16 protein-coding genes are annotated in these 20427 nt (G+C 68.2%); 12 read left to right on the top strand and 4 right to left on the bottom strand.

What is annotated here, in order from left to right; all coding sequences use genetic code 11:
- Positions 1-3: 3 nt before the first annotated feature.
- Together EV137_RS20635 and EV137_RS20630 are read right to left on the bottom strand one after the other, a co-directional pair.
- The gene (locus EV137_RS20635) at positions 4-774 is read right to left on the bottom strand and encodes a DNA alkylation repair protein (protein ID WP_238175450.1); all 771 of its coding nucleotides are present in this window, start codon (positions 772-774) and stop codon (positions 4-6) included.
- Positions 726-1469, bottom strand: coding sequence for an SDR family oxidoreductase (locus tag EV137_RS20630; RefSeq protein WP_134002730.1), 744 nt, complete (start codon positions 1467-1469; stop codon positions 726-728). The genes EV137_RS20635 and EV137_RS20630 overlap by 49 nt, the downstream gene beginning before the upstream one ends.
- Positions 1470-1667: 198 nt before the next feature.
- Between EV137_RS20630 and EV137_RS20625 the strand changes: the two genes are divergently transcribed.
- The 12 genes from EV137_RS20625 (at position 1668) to EV137_RS20570 (ending at position 18213) form a co-directional block, all read left to right on the top strand.
- Positions 1668-2051, top strand: coding sequence for an STAS domain-containing protein (locus EV137_RS20625; protein WP_238157164.1), 384 nt, complete (start codon positions 1668-1670; stop codon positions 2049-2051).
- A 51-nt stretch (positions 2052-2102) separates the two neighbouring features.
- Positions 2103-3833 carry an MBL fold metallo-hydrolase gene (locus EV137_RS20620; protein WP_134130374.1) on the top strand — a complete coding sequence of 577 codons (1731 nt, stop codon included), beginning with the start codon at positions 2103-2105 and terminating at the stop codon, positions 3831-3833.
- 10 nt (positions 3834-3843) lie between these two features.
- Positions 3844-5502 carry an alpha-amylase family protein gene (locus EV137_RS20615; protein ID WP_134002726.1) on the top strand — a complete coding sequence of 553 codons (1659 nt, stop codon included), beginning with the start codon at positions 3844-3846 and terminating at the stop codon, positions 5500-5502.
- 10 nt (positions 5503-5512) lie between these two features.
- Entirely contained in the window at positions 5513-6571 is a 1059-nt protein-coding gene (locus EV137_RS20610; RefSeq protein WP_134002724.1) for a LacI family DNA-binding transcriptional regulator, read from the top strand.
- A 146-nt stretch (positions 6572-6717) separates the two neighbouring features.
- Entirely contained in the window at positions 6718-8088 is a 1371-nt protein-coding gene (locus EV137_RS20605; protein WP_134002722.1) for an extracellular solute-binding protein, read from the top strand.
- 1 nt (position 8089) lies between these two features.
- Positions 8090-9058: a carbohydrate ABC transporter permease gene (locus tag EV137_RS20600; protein WP_134002720.1), complete on the top strand. Its 969-nt coding sequence runs from the start codon at positions 8090-8092 to the stop codon at positions 9056-9058.
- Positions 9058-9888: a carbohydrate ABC transporter permease gene (locus EV137_RS20595; RefSeq protein ID WP_134130373.1), complete on the top strand. Its 831-nt coding sequence runs from the start codon at positions 9058-9060 to the stop codon at positions 9886-9888. The genes EV137_RS20600 and EV137_RS20595 overlap by 1 nt, the downstream gene beginning before the upstream one ends.
- A gap of 2 nt (positions 9889-9890) precedes the next feature.
- Entirely contained in the window at positions 9891-10850 is a 960-nt protein-coding gene (locus tag EV137_RS20590) for an ROK family protein (RefSeq protein ID WP_238175449.1), read from the top strand.
- Complete coding sequence (locus tag EV137_RS20585) at positions 10847-11449, top strand: D-sedoheptulose-7-phosphate isomerase (RefSeq protein WP_238175448.1); 603 nt, start codon at positions 10847-10849, stop codon at positions 11447-11449. The genes EV137_RS20590 and EV137_RS20585 overlap by 4 nt, the downstream gene beginning before the upstream one ends.
- Entirely contained in the window at positions 11446-13914 is a 2469-nt protein-coding gene (locus EV137_RS20580; protein ID WP_134130372.1) for an alpha-mannosidase, read from the top strand. Before EV137_RS20585 ends, EV137_RS20580 begins: the two co-directional genes overlap by 4 nt.
- 1 nt (position 13915) lies before the next feature.
- Positions 13916-16351 carry a glycoside hydrolase family 2 protein gene (locus tag EV137_RS20575; RefSeq protein WP_134130371.1) on the top strand — a complete coding sequence of 812 codons (2436 nt, stop codon included), beginning with the start codon at positions 13916-13918 and terminating at the stop codon, positions 16349-16351.
- Positions 16342-18213: a YyaL domain-containing protein gene (locus EV137_RS20570; protein ID WP_134130370.1), complete on the top strand. Its 1872-nt coding sequence runs from the start codon at positions 16342-16344 to the stop codon at positions 18211-18213. Before EV137_RS20575 ends, EV137_RS20570 begins: the two co-directional genes overlap by 10 nt.
- Here the strand turns inward: EV137_RS20570 and EV137_RS20565 are convergent.
- Both EV137_RS20565 and EV137_RS20560 read right to left on the bottom strand, forming a co-directional pair.
- Complete coding sequence (locus tag EV137_RS20565) at positions 18206-19051, bottom strand: hypothetical protein (protein WP_134130369.1); 846 nt, start codon at positions 19049-19051, stop codon at positions 18206-18208. The two genes, EV137_RS20570 and EV137_RS20565, sit on opposite strands and share 8 nt — an antisense overlap.
- The gene (locus tag EV137_RS20560; protein WP_166679953.1) at positions 19048-20379 is read right to left on the bottom strand and encodes an FGGY-family carbohydrate kinase; all 1332 of its coding nucleotides are present in this window, start codon (positions 20377-20379) and stop codon (positions 19048-19050) included. Before EV137_RS20560 ends, EV137_RS20565 begins: the two co-directional genes overlap by 4 nt.
- Positions 20380-20427 lie beyond the last annotated feature (48 nt).

The following is a 20427-nucleotide window of genomic DNA, read 5'->3' as shown; positions in this document are numbered from 1 at the left end:
GACTTATCGCGCGAGATAATGCTTGCGGCGGATGGGGTCCAGACGTTCGATGGCGTAGCGGAGCATGGTGCGGGGCATCCGGGTCGCGTACTGATCCAGGAAGGCGCGCAGTTCGTCCTCGGAGACCCGCTTGCCCGCCTCCCGCAACATCCAGCCGGAGGCCTTGTGGACAAGGTCGTCCGGATCGTCGAGGACCTCGACGGCCAGCTTGTAGGTGTCTGCGGTCTGCCCCTGGCCGATCAGGTACTGCGTGGCGATCAGCGCGATCCGGCGTTCCCAGAGCTGGTCGGAGCGGATCAGCGTATAGAGAGGATCGCGCGGCTTGTCGAGCAGGTACCCGCCGACAACCTGGGGAGCACTGCAGTCCACCAGATCCCAGTTGTTGATGTACGCCGTACTGCGCATGTACAGCTCGTAGATCGCGGCGAGCTCGTGCGGGTTCGCCGTACGCGGCTTGAGACTGCGGGACGCGCGATCGGCCAGCAGGCAAAGGATTGCGAGCCGGTGCTCGTGCACCGGGCTGGCCAGGGCCTGCTCGAGTTCGGGCAGGGGGAGGTCGGCGCGCAGGTACGGCTTGAGGATGCCGCGGATCGTCGAGAGCTTCACGCCGATCATCTGGTCGCCGTGGCCGTAGCCGCCGGGCTGAAGCTGGAAGTAGCGCGCGAGCACCTCCGCCACCGCGGGATCCGCGGCCGCGTCGATGTCGGTGATCAGGTCCTTGGTACTCAGACCAGCATCCCTCCGGTCGCGCGGAGGTTCTGCCCGGTCATCCACCGGGCGTCCGGACCGGCCAGGAACGCGACCACGTCGGCGACCTCGGCGGGTTCGCCCATCCGGCCGAGCGCGGTGATGCCGACGAGTGCGTCCTGCACCGTCGGCGGATTGTGGTCGTGGAACATGTCGGTGTCGGTCGCTCCCGGGGACACCGTGTTGACGGTGATCGCGCGCGGTCCGTACTCGCGGGCAGCGATCTTCACGAACTGCTCGAGCGCTGCCTTGCTCGCGGCGTACAGCGAGATCCCGGGTCCGGGCATCACGGTGTTCAGGGTGGACAGCGCGATGATCCGGCCGCCGTCGGGGAGGACGCGGCCGGCGCGCTGGATCGCGAAGTACGGACCCTTCACGTTGGTCGCGAACAGTTGGTCGTAGTCCTCGACAGTGACATCGGCGATCGGCTTCACCATCGCCTGTGCCGCGTTGCAGACGAAGATGTCCAGCGTCCCGGTCGGCTCGGCCGCACGATCGAACAGTCCGTCGATCGCGGACAGGTCCGCCTGGTCCGCCTGTACGGCGATCGCCGCGCCGCCGACTGCCTTCACCTCCGCGACCACCTCGGCCGCGGCCGCTTCGCTGCTCGCATACGTGAAGGTCACCACGGCGCCGTCCGCGGCCAACCGCCGTACGATCGCGGCACCGATCCCACGTGAGCCTCCGGTGACCAGCGCCGTCTTACCGTCCAGAACGCCCATACTGCTTTGTCTATCACCCCATTAGGTCCGTCGTTTGTTTTACTCCGACAGCGCTTACAGCCGCGAGGTCACGCTCCGGGGTCGATCGTCGGCGCACCCGTTGTACGGCTCGCGCCTTGGGGCATACGGTGTGAGGGCAGGGCAGTTCCATATCCGCCAGGACCCGCGTTCGTGGCGCTATCCGGGGGAGATACCCGCGTGACCAGGCATCCAGAGCCGCGGGACGGCGAGATGATCAGGACCACCTTCGATGCGGTCACCGAGGAGCTCGAGCCCGGCGTACTCCTGGTCCGGCTGTCCGGCGAGATCGACATCGCCAGTACCGATTTCGCCGCCGAGGCGATCCGCGCCGCGGTCGCACCACCGGCCCGGCTGGTGCTGATCGACGTGTCCGCCGTCACGTTCTGCAGCTCGGCCGGCCTCGGCAACCTGGTCGAGGCACGCAACCTGGCCGGTGAGCACAACATCACCCTGGCGCTGGTCGGCGTCGGCCGGCCGGTCGACCGCCCGCTGAGCGTCACGGGTCTTGGCGGTCAGTTCCGCATCTACAGCACGGCCGCCGAGGCGCTCGCCGACAGCTGACCGGCCCGGCCGGGGTGGAATCGATTCCAGGTCTGCGCTTAGGGTGCTGGTGTGATCGTGCACGCCATCGAGGACACCTGCGTGGTGTACCTGCTCGTCGACCCGTCGTCGCGGACAGCTGTTGCGGTCGACGCCGGCAGCGGGCGCTGGCTCGAACGGCTCCCGTCGTACGGCGCGGACACTGTGACCGACGTACTGGTCACGCATCACCACCGTGACCAGGTCGAGGGCCTGCCGCAGCTGGCGGCCGCCGGGACGCGGATCTGGGTGCCGGAGAACGAGGCCGAGCTGATCACGGACGCCGATCACCACTGGCAGCGACGCAACTTGGTGAACAACTACGACCTGCATACGGACCGGTTCTCGTTGCTGTCGTCAGTGCCGGTGACAGGCGTGATGAAGGACTACAGCACGGCACAGATCGGCCATGTGTCGGTGCTGACGTTGCCGACGCCTGGCCATACGCCGGGCAGCGTGAGCTACCTGATCGACGGCTACGCGTTCACCGGTGACCTCATCCACAGTCCCGGCAAGGTGTGGTCGGCTGCCGCGCTGCAGTGGTCGTACGTCGGCATGGAGGGCGCCGCGATGACCATGGCCTCGCTGACGCAACTCCTGGATCACTCACCCCGAGCACTGCTGCCCAGCCATGGGTCGCGGATGGACAACCCGGCTGACGCTGTGCGGGAGACCTGTGCCGCGCTACAGGACCTCATCACCGTGCGGCTCGGCACACCAAGCGGTCTCGTCGACAAGCTCGAGAATCCGTACGTCGAGCTCAGCCCACACCTGTTGATGAACCGGACCAGTGAGTCCCGCAGCTACGTGCTGCTGAGCGACTCCGGTACGGCGCTGTTGATCGACTACGGGTACGACCTGACCACCAGCATCCCGACGGGCGGGCCTCGGCACGTGGTCCGGCCGTGGCTGCCGAGTCTGCGCACACTGCGGCGGGACTACGGCATCGAACGTGTCGAAGTCGCGATCCCGACGCACTACCACGACGACCACGTTGCCGCCTTCAACCTGATGCGAGAGGTGCACGGGACCGAGGTGTGGGCGTCCAGCCCGGTAGCGCACGTCCTGGAGAACCCGACGCACTACGACCTGCCGTGCCTCTGGTACGAGCCGATTCCGTGCGCCCAGCACATCGACAACGGCGCCGGGATCCGGTGGCGCGAGTATGACCTGTCGATGTACGCGCTGCCTGGCCACACGCTCTACGCGTCGGCCATCGGGTTCGAGGTCGACGGACGGCGAGTGCTGGCGACAGGTGACCAGCAGACTGGCAGTTGGTCATCGGACGGGGCCCCCGAGATACCGAACTTCCAGTACGCAAATGCGTTCGCGGCCGAGGACTACGTGGCGTCGGCCGCCCTCTACCGGCGGCTGAAGCCGGAGTTGATGATCTCTGGTCACTGGGACCCGCGCCCGGTCACTCCGGCGTACCTGGATGAGCTGGCGCGGCTCGGTGACGAGGTTGCGCGGGTTCACCGGGCGCTGCTGCCGGCGGACGACCCGGTGTTTACACGTGCTGTACGCATCACGCCGTACCGGGTGGACGCGGTCAACGGGCAGCCGTTCACGGTGCGAGTCAGCGTGCCTGCGGACCTGGTCGTGCCTGCCGGATGGGAGTGCGGACGGGTCGGCACGGATGAGTTCGTGGTGATCCCGCGGGTGGCCGAAGCGGTACGGCGGGAGCGGATCGCGGCTGCGGTCACGCGGGACGGGATGTACCTGGGGCAGCTGGCCGAGGCCCTGGTCGACGTACGCCTTTCGTGAAAGGAACCTTGTGGACTACAGCGTGGACGTGAATGCCGGAAAGGCGTACGCGACCGTCAGCCGGGACGAACAGGTCCTGTTCAACCTGCGGTTGTTCGCCTCGCTCGACACCGCGGAGGGCTTCGACGAGAGTTCTTCGCTCGACGTGGACACGTCGGAATCCGGCGTGGTGAGAGTGACGGCTCGCAGTTCGGTCTGGGAGAGCCGGGTCACGACGACACGGTTCCTGCCGGACCGCATCGAGGTCCAGACGACAGTGACCGGACAGGGTCGTCTCACGGACGTGCATCTGCTGGGCGGACGCCGTACTCCCCGTGGGTTCCTGCCCAGTGGGTCCCGGCTGCGGCAGGTGTACTCGCCCAATCCGGACCATCCGACGCGGGTTGTCCGGGACGCGGTCGAGCCGGCCACGATCAGCGTCTGCGGCGAGGGCGGTGAACCGGGGATCGAGAGGTGGCTGTTCACTCCGGCGCCTTGGTGCTTCGCTGCGGCCGTCTCTGAGGAGTGGATCGGGTTCAGCTTGGTCGCACCTGTCGCCGAACAGAACTTCACCAGCTACCACTACCGTCCGGTGACTGGCGGATTCAGCCTCCAGCTGGACTACGAGGGTCACACCGCCGTCGACGGCACCTTTACGACGCCGCTCCTGGTCGTGCACCTGGGTGGTGACTCGGCTGAGGACGTGCTGGTTCGGCATCGTGAGCTGCTCGACGCTGCGGGTGCTGTGCCTTCGCGCGTGGCAGAGCGGCCCGAGTGGTGGTCGGGGACGATCTTCTGCGGCTGGGGCGCGCAGTGCGCTCTCGGCGTACGGACCGACCAGGCACCACAGCCGCTGGCCACGCAGGCGAACTACGACACCTTTCTGGAGACCCTCGCCGGCCATGGCATCGTGCCGGAGACAGTGGTGATCGACGACAAGTGGCAGGCGTCCTACGCGACCTGCCGACCCGATCCGGCGCGCTGGACCGACCTCGCCGGGTGGATCGCGAAGCGGCACGCGGCCGGCCAGCGGGTGCTGCTGTGGTGGAAGGCGTGGGACTTCGAAGGCGCCCCACCGGATGCGTGCATCACCGACGTTGGAGGCGAGCCGGTCGGGCTGGACGCGGAGTCACCGGCCTGTGTCGAGCTGATCCGGGATGCGGTGACATACATGCTCTCGGCCGACGGACTGGACGCGGACGGGTTCAAGATCGATTTCACCGCGCGGACGCCGTCCGGCTCGTCACTGCGGCACAGCGGCAACCGGTGGGGAGCTGCCCTGCTGCACGAACAGCTCCGGCTGGTCTACGACACCGCCAAGCAGGTCAAGCCAGACGCTCTGGTCGTCACGCACACACCCAATCCGGCTTTCCTCGACGTCACCGACATGATCCGGCTGAACGACGTACTGCACGATCACTCCGCCGAGCCGGGCTATGTCGCTCGTCACATGAGCTACCGGGCCGGTGTGGTGCGCTCTGTGGTGCCGGAGCTGGGTGTGGACACGGACGGCTGGATGATGCCCAGTCACGCGGAGTGGCGCGACTACCTGCGGATTCAGGACTCCCTCGGGGTGCCCGCGCTGTACTACGTGGACGGCACCGACACGGATCGCTACGACTTCCGCACCGAGGATTTCGACGCCGTCAAGCAGACGTGGAACCGGTACAGAGCGCGACCGACCATCTAGACTGCGGGCCATGAGTCCCCGGGGGCAGGCGGCACGGGCGGTGCCACAACCGACACAGCCGCCGGTACGCCGTCCCACGGTGCAGGACGTCGCACGGGAGGCCGGTGTCTCGCCGTCAACCGTGTCCCGTGCACTGCACACGCGCGGGTACGCGTCACCCGCCGTACGGGCCCGGGTCCGGGCGGCGGCCGAGCGGATCGGGTACGTGACCGACCACAACGCCCGCAACCTGCGCAGCCGGACGTCGACGTCGATCGGCGTGCTCATCTCCGACCTGCGGAACCCGTTCTACGCCGACCTCGCCGCCGGGATCGAGCAGGAGCTGCGTTCAGCGGGGTACCAGATGGTGCTCGTCAACGACAACGGCGATCCGGCCGAGGAGCTGCAGGCGGCCGAGACACTGCTGGCGATGCGGGTGCCGGGTGTGATCGTGACACCGGTGACCGCGAAGTGCCCGCAGGTGCTGCAGGACAACGGGGTGCACGTCGTCTGCGCGGACCGCGAGCTGAGCCGGTCGAAGAGTGACGTCGTACTGGGCGACAACGAGACCGGTGCGCGGGAGCTGACCGAGCATCTGATCGCGCTCGGCCACACCCGGATCGGCCTGCTCATCGACGAGACGAAGTGGTCGACCGGCGCCGGCCGCCTCGCCGGGTTCCGGGCCGCCCATGTGGACAACGACCTCACCGTGGACGAGGACCTGATCGCCTACACGAGCTTCGACGCGGACGCCGCCCGGCTGACGACGCGCAAGCTGCTGAACGACCACGACGTCACCGCGATCATCTCCGCGAACAACGTGCTCGCACAGGGCGCGCTGGCCGAGCTGAAGGACCGCCGGCTGAAGATCCCGCGGCAGATCAGTCTCGCGGCGTACGACGACGTGCCGTGGATGTCGCTGGTCCAGCCGGCGCTGACCACGGTCGACCAGAGCACGGTCGAGATGGGCCGCAGCTGCGCGCGCCTGCTGCTCGCCCGGATCCGCGGCGAGCTCACCCCGAAGCGCCGGCAGGTCAAGGTACCGGCCCGCCTGATCGTCCGCGGCTCCACCGGACCCGCTCCGCGCTAGGACCAGACAGGTCCTCGTTCTCCACAAGGTCGTCGCTGACGTCTTGACGACTGCTCGGACGCACCCGTACGGTTCCTGCATTCCGGAAATGTGGCATCGATACCACATTCCGCCGCTCGTCCCCTGTAGACGTTAGGAGCAACCCCATGAAGCACCTGCGCCTTCCCGTGGTGCTCGCGGCCGGCGCGCTGGCCCTCACCGCCTGCGCCGGCGTCGGGAAGAAGGACGCCGGCGGCGGCAGCGGCGACCAGAGCTCGGCAGCCTCGACTCCGACCGGTTCCCTGAAGGTGATGGGTTTCAGCGGTGAGGACGAGGTCGCCCAGTCCCGGATCACCGCCTTCAAGACCGCCTTCCCGGGCGTCACCGTGCAGAACAACAAGGGCGACTTCGACGCCCAGCAGTTCCTCACCGCGGTGTCCAGCGGCAACCCGCCGGACGTCGTCTACATGGCCCGCAACCTGGTCGGGACCTATGCCGCGAAGGGCGCGATCCAGCCGCTCGACGACTGCATCAAGAACGCTGGAATCGATACCACACAGTATCGCGAGGCCGCGCTGAACGAGGTCAAGCTGAAGGACAAGACGTACGGCATCCCGGAGTTCTACACCGTGTCGACGAACCTGATCAGCGAGACCGCGCTGAAGTCCGCGGGGGTGCCGGTCAGCGACATCCAGACCGCCGACTGGGACAAGCTCGAGGCGACCGCGAAGAAGCTCTACACGGCGAAGAACGGCCGCCCGTCCCGGATCGGGTACGACCCGAAGATGCCGGACTTCTTCCCGCTCTGGGCGATGGCGAACGGCGCGGAGCTGGTGAAACCCGGCGGCGAGCCCAACCTCAACGACCCGAAGGCGGTCGAGGCGCTGCAGTTCACGATCAAGCTGATCAACGACCAGGGCGGCTGGTCGAACTTCAAGACCTTCCGCGACACGTTCGACCTGTTCGGCGCGAAGAACCAGTTCACCAAGGACCAGCTGGCCGCGTTCCCGATCGAGAACTGGTACGTGAACGTCCTGCGGGACTCCCGGGCGAACGGGCTGAAGCTGCAGTCGACGCCGTTCACCGACCGGCAAGGACAGCCGATCAGCACGATCGGCGGCTCTGCCTGGGTGATCCCGAAGGGCGCGAAGAACCCGAACGCGGCCTGCCAGTGGGCGAAGACGCTCACCTCGAAGGAGACCTGGCACAAGGCGGCCGAGGCCCGGATGCAGACCGTTGCCAAGGACAAGAGCTTCTTCACCGGTCTGTTCACCGGCAACAAGGTGGCCGACGACGAGATCAAGGCGCAGTACCTGAAGCCCAGCGGTGACGCCGGGTTCGACGCGGCGATCAAGAACTACTACGACGTGCTCGACAAGGCGAAGTCGCTGAACCCGTCGCCGGCCGGCGCCGAGATCGACGCCGCCTGGAAGAGCGCGGTCGCCAAGGCACTCGGTGGCTCGGTCACCCCGCAGGCTGCCCTCGACCAGGCACAGACCGAGGCCAAGGCCGCCTTCGACAAGGCCAGCCAGGGCTGACATGACGACCACCGTCGAGCGTCCGGCGACCAGCGGGCAGGCCGAGCCCGCGCGTCGCCGGCGGCCGAAGCGGAGTCCGCTGGCGAAGCGGGAGGACCGGGCCGGCTGGCTGTTCATCTCGCCGTGGGTGATCGGGTTCCTCATCTTCACCGCTGGTCCGATGATCGCGAGCCTGGTGCTGTCGTTCACCGACTACCAGATGATCCAGGCGCCGCACGCGGTCGGCCTGGACAACTACCGCGAGCTGTTCGACGACCCGCGGGTGCTCAAGTCGCTCAGCAACACCTTCGTCTACGCCGCGATGTTCGTGCCGCTCGGCACGGTCTTCGCGCTCGCACTGGCGATGATGCTGCAGCGCGTGGGCAAGGCCGGCGGCTTCTTCCGGACCGCCTTCTACCTGCCGGAGATGACGCCCGCGGTCGCGGCGGCGGCGATGTTCCTGCTGCTGCTGAACGGTCAGCAAGGCCTGATCAACAAGGTCCTCGGCTGGTTCGGTATCAACGGGCCGAACTGGACAGCCGATCCGAACTGGCTGAAGCCGTCGCTGGCGATCGTCAGTCTGTGGACCGTCGGCGGCACCGTCATCATCTACCTGGCCGCGCTGAACGGCGTACCCAAGCAGCTGTACGAAGCGGCCGAGCTGGACGGCGCCGGTCCGGTGACGCGGTTCTTCAAGATCACCGTGCCGATGATCTCCGGGGCGTTGTTCTTCACGGTGATCACGCACACGATCGCGGCCATGCAGATGTTCGACCAGGCCTACACGATGTTCTACGGGCCGCAGCAGAAGGCGACGGCCTCCGACGAGTCGCTGGTGTACATGGTCTACCTGTTCCAGAACGCCTTCCAGTTCTTCAAGATGGGCTTCGCCTCGGCGATGGCCTGGCTGCTGTTCGTGATCATCCTGCTGATCACGTTCCTCCAGGTCCGGATCGGCAACCGCTACGTGTACTACCACGGGGAGCGCTGATGACCTTCCCTTGGCGGCGGCTGCCGTTCTTCGTGTTCCTGACGCTGGCGACGATCGCGTTCGTGTATCCGCTGGTGTGGCTGGTGTCCGCGTCGCTGAAGCCGCGGTCGCAGGTGTTCGACAACCGGCTGATCCCGGAGATCTTCCAGCCGTCGAACTACGTGCGGGTCTGGGACGCCGCGCCGGTGCTGCGCTGGCTGACGAACTCGTTGACCGTCGGGTTCATGGCGGCCGCGGCCGTGACGCTGTCGAGCGCCCTGGTCGCGTTCGGCTTCGCGTACTTCCGGTTCCGCGGGCGGAACATCCTGTTCGGCATCCTGTTGTCGACGATGATGCTGCCCGGCGCGGTGACGATGATCCCGGTCTACCTGATCTGGAACAAGCTGGGCATGATCGACACCCAGATCCCGCTCTGGGCGCAGAACCTGTTCGGCTCGGCGTTCTACGTCTTCCTGCTCCGGCAGTTCTTCCTCGGCATTCCCCGCGAGCTCTTCGAGGCCGCCCGGGTCGACGGCTGCAGCTACTTCGCGATGTTCCGGCGGATCGCGTTCCCGCTGTGCAAGCCCGCCCTGGTGATCGTGTTCGTCTTCGAGTTCAAGGCGAGCTGGTCCGACCTGATGAAACCCCTGATCTACCTGCAGACCACGGAGTACTTCACGATGCCGCGCGGCCTGAAGCAGATCATCGACGCCTTCGCCCTCTCGGGTCACTACGAGTGGGAGATCGCGGTGGCCGCCAGCGTGATCGCCGTGGTTCCGATGATCATCCTGTTCGCCTTCGGGCAGCGCTACATCCTCGACGGCGTGGCCACGACCGCGCAGAAAGGCTGAGTGTGACCCAGCTGCAGCCCGTCCTCGCCCTCGACGTCGGCGGCACCAAACTCGCCGCCGGCGTCGTCGCCCGCGACGGCACCGTGCGGTCGTTCTGCCGGATCGAGACCGCGGTGGGCGAAGGTCCCACCGCGGTCGTCAAGCGTCTGCTCGACCTCGGCGAGCAAGCGCTGGCCGAGGCAGGACTACCCGTCGGCTCCACGCCCGTGGCCGCGGTCGGGGTCGGCTGCGGCGGTCCGCTCGACCCGTCGACCGGGGTGATTCTCGGGCCGCCAGGTTTGCCTGGCTGGGACTCGGTACCACTCGGTCAATTGGTGGCCGAGCGCTTCGAACTACCGACGTACGTCGAGAACGACGCCACCGCGGCCGCACTCGGCGAGTACCGGTGGGGCGGCTGGGGTGTGGAGAGCCTTGTCTACCTGACCGTGTCGACCGGCTTCGGCGGCGGGATCGTTGCTTCTGGCAAACTGTTCCACGGCGCGGCCCGGCAGGGCGGTGAGCTGGGTCACGTGGTCATCGACTGGCAGGGCCGGCAGTGCGGTTGCGGTGCCCGCGGCTGCGCCGAGGCCTACGTCTCCGGTACGTCGATCGCCCGCAGAGCCACCGAAGCCGTCGCCGGTTCGGACTCGACACTCGCCGGGCTGCCGATCACCGCGAAGGATGTTGCGGCGCACGCCCGCGCGGGCGATCCGATCGCGCGGGCAGTGTGGGACGAGACGACCGCGATGCTGGGGAGGATGGTCGCCGTACTCGTCAACGTTTGCGAGCCGGAACTCGTCGTACTCGGCGGCGGGGTGACCCGGGCCGGTGCCCAGCTGCTCGACCCGGTGCGGAACGCCGCGCTGCGGCAGGCGATGCCGCCGGCGGCGCGCGCCTGCGACGTCGTACTCAGTCGGCACGGTGATGCGGTCGGTGTGCTCGGCGCTGCGGCGATCGCGTACGAGCGGTTGGGGGACGCGTGACGACCAGACTCGAGGGGCTGCTCGACGGGCAGCTCGATCGACACTCGGAAGTGGCCGCGGCGATGCGGGCTCAACTGCCCCAGGTGCAGGCCGTCGCGGACGAGCTGATCCGGCGGCTGGCGGCCGGCGGAGTGCTCTACACCTTCGGCAACGGCGGGTCCGCGGCCGATGCTCAGCACCTGGCCGGCGAGCTGATCGGTCGCTACCTGCGCGAACGCCGTCCACTGCCCGCGGTCGCCTTGATCGGTGACGCCGCGGTCGTCAGTTGCATCGCCAACGACTACTCGTACGAGGACGTGTTCGCCCGGCAGGTCACCGCGCTGGTCCGGCCGCAGGACATGGTGGTCGGGTTCAGCACGTCCGGCACTTCGCCCACGGTCGTCAAGGGACTCGCGGCCGCCCGGGCGAACGGTGCGTGCACGGTCGCGTTCACCTCGGTCCGCGGCCAGGAGCTCGCGGACAAGTCCGATCTAGCAGTCGTCGTACCGGCGGAGGAGACGGCGCGGATCCAGGAGATGCACGTCCTTGCCCTGCACCTGGTCAGCGAGCTCGTCGACCGCTGGGCCTTTGACACCCCCGACACCAGGAAGGCTCTATGACCAAGCGTGGTCCCCTGCACATGATCGGCAACGCGCACATCGACGCGGTGTGGCTCTGGCAGTGGCAGGAGGGATATCAGGAGGTGCGGGCGACGTTCCGGTCGGCGCTGGACCGGATGGAGGAGTATCCGGACTACGTCTTCACCGCGGACTCGGTCGCGTACTTCAGCTGGATCGCCGAGCACGACCCGGAGCTCTTCGAGCGGATCCGCAAGCGGGTCGCGGAGGGCCGCTTCGAGATCGTCGGCGGCTGGTGGGTGGAGCCGGACTGCAACCTGCCCGGCGGCGAGGCCTTCGTCCGGCACGCGCTGTACTCGCAGCACTGGCTCGCCGAGCACCTCGGCGTGATCGCGACCGTCGGCTGCAACGTCGACCCGTTCGGTCACAACGCCAACCTGCCGCAGCTGCTCAGCAAGGCGCGGCTGGACTCGTACGCGTTCCTCCGGCCGCAGACGCACGAACGCGAGCTGCCCGGCCAGAAGTTCTGGTGGGAGTCCGCGGACGGTTCGCGCGTGCTGGCGTACCGGATCCCCCACGAGTACTGCTCGCCCCGCGGCGAGATCACCGGGCACGTCACGAAGGCACTGCAGCAGTTGCCGGTGACAACCGAACCGTTGATGGTGTTCTACGGCGTCGGCAACCACGGCGGCGGTCCGACGATCGAGAACATCGAATCGATCAAGCAGCTCGCCGAGCGGGACCTGTACCCCGAGATGTTCCCATCGACGATGCGCCGGTTCTTCGACGAGGCGCGGACGTTCGACGGGATCCCGGTGCACCCGACCGAGCTGCAGCCGCACGCGATCGGCTGCTATGCCGCGCACTCCGGCGTGAAGCGCCAGAACCGCTTGGCCGAGCAGGCGCTGCTCGCGGCCGAGAAGTGGACCACGATCGCGTCCACGGTCAGCGGTATGCCGGACGCGACCGCAGAGCTCGGGCACGCGTGGAAACAGGTGATCTTCAACCAGTTCCACGACATCGCGGCCGGGACCGCGATCGAGCCGGCGTACGACGACGCGCGCGATCAGCTCGGTGAGGCGAAGTCGATCGCGGCCCGGCTGGCGAACCGCTCGATCCAGTCGATCGCGCGGCAGATCGACATCCCGGCGGAGGCGATGATGGTGCCGGTGGCGGTGTTCAACCCGCACGCCTGGCCGGTGACCGCGACGGTCGAGCTCGAGCTCGGCTATCCCGCCCCGATGCGCGGGGCGATCGAGCTCCGCGAGGGCCTCGACGGCCGGATCCTCGACCTCCAGGAGGTCCGATCGGCCGCGACCGCGGGCGGCCGCCGGCGGGTCGCCTTCACCGCGAACGTCCCGCCGCTGGGCTATCAGCTGTTCACGATGCGGACCGGCGACGAGCCGTCGTACCACCTCGGCGCGCCGACCGGCGACGGCCTGGTGCTCGACAACGGCACGGTCCACGCGGAGGTCGACCCGAAGACCGGCTGGCTGAAGTCGCTCGCGACGGCGGGCGGGCCGAACCTGCTGGCCTCCGGCGTCGCGCATGCCCAGGTGATCGGCGACGACACGGACACCTGGAGCCACGGCGTACGGTCGCTGTGGAAGACCGTCGACTCCTTCAAGGTGCAGCGGGTACGGCGGCTCGCGGACGGCCCGGTGCGTCAGCTGATCAGGGTGGAATCGACGTACGGCCGGTCGCGGCTGGTCGAGGAGTTCGTGCTGGACGCGGGGTCGGACGCCGTCGAGGTACGGGTCACGGTGGACTGGCGCGAACAGCTGAAGTCGCTGAAACTGTGCTTCCCGTTCGCGCTGCAAGAGTCGGTGGCGATGCACGAGATCCCCTACGGGCACCTGGAACGCGAGCAGAATCGCGAGGAGGTGCCGTCGCACGCATGGGTCGACGTTTCCGGTCCGAGCGGCGGCGTCGCGGTGCTCAACGACGGGAAGTACTCGTTCGCCGTCGACGGCACGACCGCCGGGCGTTCCGTGCTGGCGATGACGGCGGTGCGCTCGCCTGTCTATGCCTGGCACGACCCGTGGCAGCTGGACGAGGACGGTGTGTACGAGTACCTCGATCAGGGCATCCAGCGGTTCACCTACCGCCTGCTGCCGCACGGCGGCGACTGGCGTGCGGCGGCCGTGGTCCGTCGTGCGGCCGAGCTCAACCAGCCGGTCACCGCGCTGATCGAGTGCTTCCACCGCGGGCCGCTGCCGCCGTCGCAGTCGTACGTGACCGTGACCGGCGCCGACAACGTCGTCGTCTCGGTCCTCAAACGCGCCGAGGACCACGGCGGCGCCACCATCCTCCGCGCGTACGAGACCGCGGGACGAGACGCGGAGGTAACGATCGACGTGCCCTTCCTCGGCCGTACCTTCGACACCGCCTTCACGCCGCACGAGGTCAAGACGCTGCGCATCCCTGCCGACGGCGACGTCAGCCCCACCGAGGTCGACCTGCTCGAGTGGGACCCGGCCGCACCGCCGCCGCTCACGACTGAGTGAGATGCGCGTACCTCTCGACAGGGAGCCCTGGAGGGTCCGGGGCTTCCTCGGCGACGAATGGCGGCATCACCGTGTCTGGGGCCCGCTGCGTGAACCCGACGCGTGGTTGCCGGCGACGGTACCGGGCAGCGTCGTCGACGATCTGTGGCGTGCGAACGCCGTACCCGATCCGTATGTCGGCCTGAACACGCGGGCGATCGAGTGGGTGCCCGACCGGCACTGGGCCTATCGGCACGAGTTCCGGCTGGAGCCGCCACCACCGGGACAGCAGGCGTTTCTGTGTCTGGACGGCGTCGACCACAGCGCCGTCGTGTACCTCGACGGCACCGAGCTGGGCCGGGTGGACGGAATGTTCGTCGCGGCCCGGTTCGACGTCACCGAGTTGGTGCGGACGTCGGCTGAGCACACGCTGGTGGTCGTCGTGGAGCCGGCGCCGGTGAGCGAGCCGCAGGTGGGTCACACGGCCAAGGTCCGGGTGCACAAGTCCCGCATGACGTACGGCTGGGACTTCTGCCCGCGGCTCGTCCACCAAGGCATCTGGCAGTCGGTGTACGTCGAACTGACCGGACCCGCCCGCATCACGGATCTCACCGTGACCGCGGACCGGGTCCTGGTTGGGGCCCCAGGCAACGATCACGTGGAGTTGACGCTGACGGATGCCGATGGGGTCATAGTCGCGACCGGCGACCGGGAGCTCGAGGTGCGCGATCCCCGACTCTGGTGGCCGAACGGCAGCGGTACGCCGTACCTCTACCACCTGACCGCGACCGCGCATGCCGATGGCGTGGTGAGCGACCGGCGGGAGTACGAGATCGGGTTCCGGACGTTGCGGTTCTTCCGGGCCGACGGCGCGCCCACGGACGCCGCGCCGTACGGGATCGAGGTGAACGGGCGGCGGATCTTCGCCAAGGGCTGGAACTGGGTGCCGATCGATCTCAGCTACGGCGTACCGCGACCTGACCGGCTCAGGCATCTGCTGGATCTTGCCGTCGACGCCGGGGTGAACCTGCTGCGGGTCTGGGGTGGCGGGTTGATCGAGACGCCGGAGTTCTACGCCGAATGCGACCGGAGAGGGCTGCTCGTGTGGCAGGAGTTCGCCCAGTCGAGCTCCGGGATCTCGTCGACGCCGGCCGACGACGAGGACTTCGTCGCGATGATGCGTTCGCAGGCGGAGGCGATCGTGCCGCGCCTGCGGCACCATCCGTCGCTCGCGATCTGGGGCGGTGGCAACGAACTGCAGGCCGGCGAAGGCGAACCGCTCTCCGATGCTCCGGTCCTGGACGCGTTGGGAGACGTCGTACGGCGACTCGATCCCGAGCGCCTGTGGTTGGCGACCTCGCCCACCGGTCCCGCGTTCCTCAACCGGCTGGATCTGATCCAGCAGGCACCGGACGACCAGCACGATGTCCACGGGCCATGGGAACACCAAGGACTGCGCGACCACTACGCGTTGTACGACGCGGGGACGGCGCAACTGCTGAGCGAGTTCGGCGTCGAAGGGATGACGATGCCGCGATCGGTCGCCCAGGTGGTGCCCGAGCCGGATCGCCGGCTGCCGACCCGGGGACGGCCCGTCTGGGACCATCTGGGGCGCTGGTGGAACAACGAGGACCTGGTCCAGGAGTCGTTCGGTCACCGCATCCGGGACCTGGACACGCTCGGCCTGGCGAGTCAGTTCCTGCAACGCGACGGGCTCCAGTACGCCACGGAAGCTCACCGTCGGCGCTGGCCGCGCTGCGTCGGCACTCTCCCGTGGCAGTTCAATGAGCCCTTTCCCAACGCCTGGTGCACGTCGGCGGTCACCCACACCGGCGAGCCGAAGCCCGCGTACTTCGGGGTTGCCGCTGCTTATCGTCATGTCCTGGTCGGCGCCGTCTGCACGCGCCAGTCCTGGGCCGGCCATGCCGAGCTTCGGGTGCCCTTGTGGTTCCTGTCCGAGCATCCGCTCCCGCCCGCCACCGTCACTGCCCGGCTCCTCTCCTTCAGCGGTACGGAGCTCACAACCCTGACGTACAAAGACGTCTCGGCGGAGGCTTTCGCGGGTGAACTGCGTGCCGCCACACCTGCTGAACCGTTCGTCGTGGACCTGCAGCTGATCGCCGGTGACTTCCGGGCGGAACGGCGGTACGTGCTGACTGGTACCGACTTTGCCGACCTGCTCGATCATCGGATCGAAGTGGACGCGGAACTGCGCGGTGACCAGTTGAGCGTGCGGCACCTGTCGGGTCCGGTGGCACCGTTCGTTCGCATCCGGGATGCGCGTCCGGTGCAGGGCGACGCGGGCGGATGGCTGCGGGTGTCGGACAGCGGTTTCGTCCTGCTGCCCGGGGAGGAACGCACGATCGACGTCTGCTGGCATGGAGTCGGCGGCGAACGGGTGATCGCGATCGACGGGCTCGGACTACATCCCAGAGAGAGGCTCATACGGTGCACCTGAACGTAGTGCTCGAGACAGTCGACGGCTCAGCGATCGATTCGCCCGACTGGCGCGTCGAGCTCGAGGTCACACCGGTCGGTGCCGACGAGCACGCCGTACAGCTGCGGGTGCAGTACGACGGGGTTGCCGCGGCCGATGCCCGTGTGCGTCTCGAGGTCGCGGCGCCGGACGCGCCGCATTGGCTGATCCCCGGGTTGTTCTACGGCGCCAACCGGGATCCTGCCTGTGCCCGGCTCTACCCGCGCTATGCGCCCGGTGAGCTGGATGCGGAGAACCTGATTGCGGACCAGTGGGCGTTCCGGGCGGATCGCGCCGCGACACCGGTCGTGTTCGCCTGGGGCGAGGAGGGCGGTGTGGCGCTGTCAGTCGGCGCCACCACGTCGCTCGGTCTCAGCGGACTCGGCCTGGGCGCTGGACCGGACCGGCCGGCGACCATCTGGGTATCGCTGCCCTATCGCGAGGAGCCGTTCAGCTACATCGGCGAACCTCGTGGCGTCGACCCGCTTGCGGACTGTCATCGCTGGGAGCCCGGCGAGTGGCACGAGATTCAGGCCAGCTTGTGGACGTTGCCGGCGGACCGGCACAGCTATGCGCCGGTGCTCCAGGTACTGCGTGATCGTGAGCGCGCGGCCCATCCGCCGGTGACGCCTTGGGTCGACATCGCCCAGGCTGCGGAGCTGACGGCGTACGGCCTGTGGCGCTGGCACTACCGGGAGAATCCCGCCGTACTGATCGAGACCGCGCTGTTCGACCGTGAGCTCGCGGGTGACCTGGGCGATCGCGGCGACCGGCTTGCGATGCACGTGGCGTGGGTGAGCGGGATCCCGTACGCGCACGCGCTGCTGCGCCACGGCCGACGTGTCGGCAACCTGTCATACGTCGAGGCCGGTACGGCGGTGATCGACCACATCACGGCGAACCTGACACCGGCCGGGACGTTCTTCGGCACGTGGTACGCAGGGAAGGGCTGGAAGCAGTCGTGGACGCCGGTGCCCGGCGGGCTGCATGCGCGAACGCTGGCCGAGGCGACGCTCTTCACGCTGCGGGCGATCGCCGCTGAGCCGGTCGAGCATCCGGTGTGGCGTGCGGCAGCGCTCAGCAACCTGGAGTTCGCGCTGGCGGCACAAGATGCCGAGGGCAACTTCGGGAGCATGTACCACCTGGAGACCGGCGAAGTGCTGTCCCGGCTCGGAGCGGCCGGGCTCACGTGGGTCGGCGCGATGGCGGAGGCGTACGAACTCTTCGGCGACGAACGCTTCCGCGAGGCAGCGCGCCGCGGCGGGCAGTACTACGCCTCCTTCGTCCGCGACGAGACATTGTGCGGCGCCCCGGAGGACGTCGACCTGGCACCGACGTCCGAGGACGGGTACGCCGCGTTGTTCGCGTACGTCGGCCTGCACCGGATCGATCCGTCCTCCGAATGGCTTGCTCTGGCGCGCCATGCCGCGGACTGGATGCTGACGTTCCGCTACAGCTACGACGTACGGTTCGATCCCGAGACGATCCTCGGGGCGTACGGCTTCCGCAGCCGCGGCGCGGACCAGGCGAGCCCGTCCAACCAGCACCTGCACAACTACGGCCTGATCTGCACCGCCGAACTGGCCACGCTCTCAGCCCTCACCGGCGACGACAGCTACGCCACCTCTGCCGCCGAACACCTCAGATTCGCCCGCCAGTTCATCGCCCGCCACGACGGCGACTTCAACGCCCGCCGCGGCATGGTCACCGAACGCTACTACCAAACCGAATGCTTCGGCCCACCCGGAGCCCTCCTAACCCTCTCCCACTCCTGGTGCATAGGCGTCCTCCTCCTAGCCACAGAAGACACCCTGACCCACCCGGAACTAGCTGCCCTCAACTGACCTTCGTCCAAGGACGGCCGTGTTCGTGGACGATGTCTGCGATGAGGGCGAGACGTTCACGACAGGTCGTCGCGAGGACGGCGGCAGGGTTGTCGGTTTCGAGGGCGGGGGTCCAGAGGGCTCGGCCGGCGAGGGTGCCGGAGGCGCCGCCGCGGCAGGCGAGTTCTACTGCTCTTGGGAAGTCGTCGCGGGCTACGCCGTTGGACAGGACCACCCACGGGACGGGCAGTGTTTCGGTGAGTTGCCGGCAGGTGGCGATGATGCCGGCGGCGTCGCCGGTGCCGCGGCTCGGGACCTGGGCCTTGTAGAGGTCGGGGCGGACGGGACCCAGGGCCGCGGCGGCGTCGAGGATCGCCTTGTCCAGGTCGAAGTCGGGCTCGTCGTCCGCGGGTTGTACGACGGGCTCCAGAACGGAGAGGAGGCCGGCGTCAGCGCAGCGGCGTACGAACTCCTCGGACATCTCTCGTCGCCGTTCCTGTTGGTTGTCGCGTTTCCAGATCACCAGGAGTTTGAGGGCGACCGCTCCGGCCGCACGGGCGGCCTGCGGGTCGACGGTCTCGTCCAGGTGGGTGTCGGTGACCGGTCCGCCGCGCTCCTGGGTCAGTGCATCGGCCGCGAGGATCCAGCCGGGCCGTGAAGGAGCGTCGTACCCCTTGTCGATCAGGAAACCGGACGCCAGCGGGGCGAGGTGCTCGGCGACGGCTGCTTTGAATGCGCGCAGGTCTTCGGGCGCGTCGGGTCGGCCGTGGTCGGCCAGCATCGTGCGCAGGCTTTCGCGTTGGTCCATCGCGACCATCGCGAAGGTTCCGTCGGGGTACGCCAGTGCGTCGAGGCTCATGAGACCACCTTATGGAATCGATGCCAGAATGCGCCATCCCACGTCTCAGCATCCTGTGGACGAACCTCGATCCGCCTTGCCTGCAAGGGTTCCGCCGGCACACCGCTCACCACTTCGGCCGCCATCGACGCAGCACCCTGCGCAGCGGTGGCCGAACTCTCCAGTACGGCGAACGACCGCCCACCGGACGCCAGCGCCTTCCGCGTCATCCACCCGCCCAGCCGCACCGGACCGCCGAAGGCGACCGTGTCCTGCCAGTCGATCCCGAGCAGCCGCGTCTGCTCCTCCGCCATCCATCGCGCATGGAAGCTCAACGCGTCCACGAGCGCCCGCATCTCCTCGGCCGGATCGCTCACCGGCCGAGTCACGTCGTACGTCGACTCATCGGACGGCGCCGGCGCCTGACGGCCTTGGGGATATGGAGCGATGAACTGATCGCTAGGCACGCCTACGGGTTCGAGTTCTGCGTTCAGCCAGGTGTAGTCGCGGTCGAGCGAGGCGAGCCGCTGCTCCACCAGCCCGCCCGCGGCGCCGTTCCCTGACACAGCACAGCCGTGCCGCCCGTCGACGTACCAGCTCATGCTGATGCCCTGCTGGCGCAGTACGTCGCTCAACACCAGTCCGGAGCTCGGTGTGATGATCGCCTCCGCCGTACCGAGCGAGTCCGCGACCTGACCCGGCTCTCGTACCCCCGCCGCCCACGCACCGACCAGATGGTCGTGGCCACACAGGACGACCGGCACGCCGGCGGGGGTGGTGCCGGCGACGGTCATCGGCTCGACCACAGCAGGCAAGCGGTCCAGACCGCCGTACTCAAGCAGCTCCTGGTCCCACTGACGGCTCTGCAGATCCAGTACGCCGAGACGCTGCGCATGAGTCAGATGCATCGCGTAAGAACCCGTCAGCGCAGCCAGCGCCAGATCGGGCACACCGACCCAGAGACGAGTCCGCGCGAGCAGAGCCGGCTGTGTCTCTCGTAACCACCGCCAGGTCACCACGGGCAGCTTCGCGCTCAGCCTGAGACCGGTCCGCGCGTACAGCTCCACCGGATCGAGCTGCCGAGCCTGCTCCACACCGGGCTGGTCACGCCAGGTGATCAGCTTCGTCAGTGGCCGCAGTTCCCGGTCGAGCGGTACGCCGGTCTCCGCCATCGCGGTGATACCGATAGCATCGACGCGCTGTCCCTCCGACAGCTCCGCGACCAACCGCCGTACGGCGTGCTGCAAGGCTTCCGCGTCGTCCGGCGTACGGACCGAACGCACCGAGCCGTCGGGAACTCGGCACACCTTCAGGTTCGTCGTACCTATATCGACACCAAGCGCTATCACCTGCACGACCCTAAACCGGAGATGCGATAGCTTTCGGTGTCTCCGACG

This window comes from Kribbella pratensis (assembly GCF_004366075.1).
Lineage (GTDB): Bacteria > Actinomycetota > Actinomycetes > Propionibacteriales > Kribbellaceae > Kribbella > Kribbella pratensis.
This window is presented reverse-complemented; position numbering and strand designations above follow the sequence as displayed.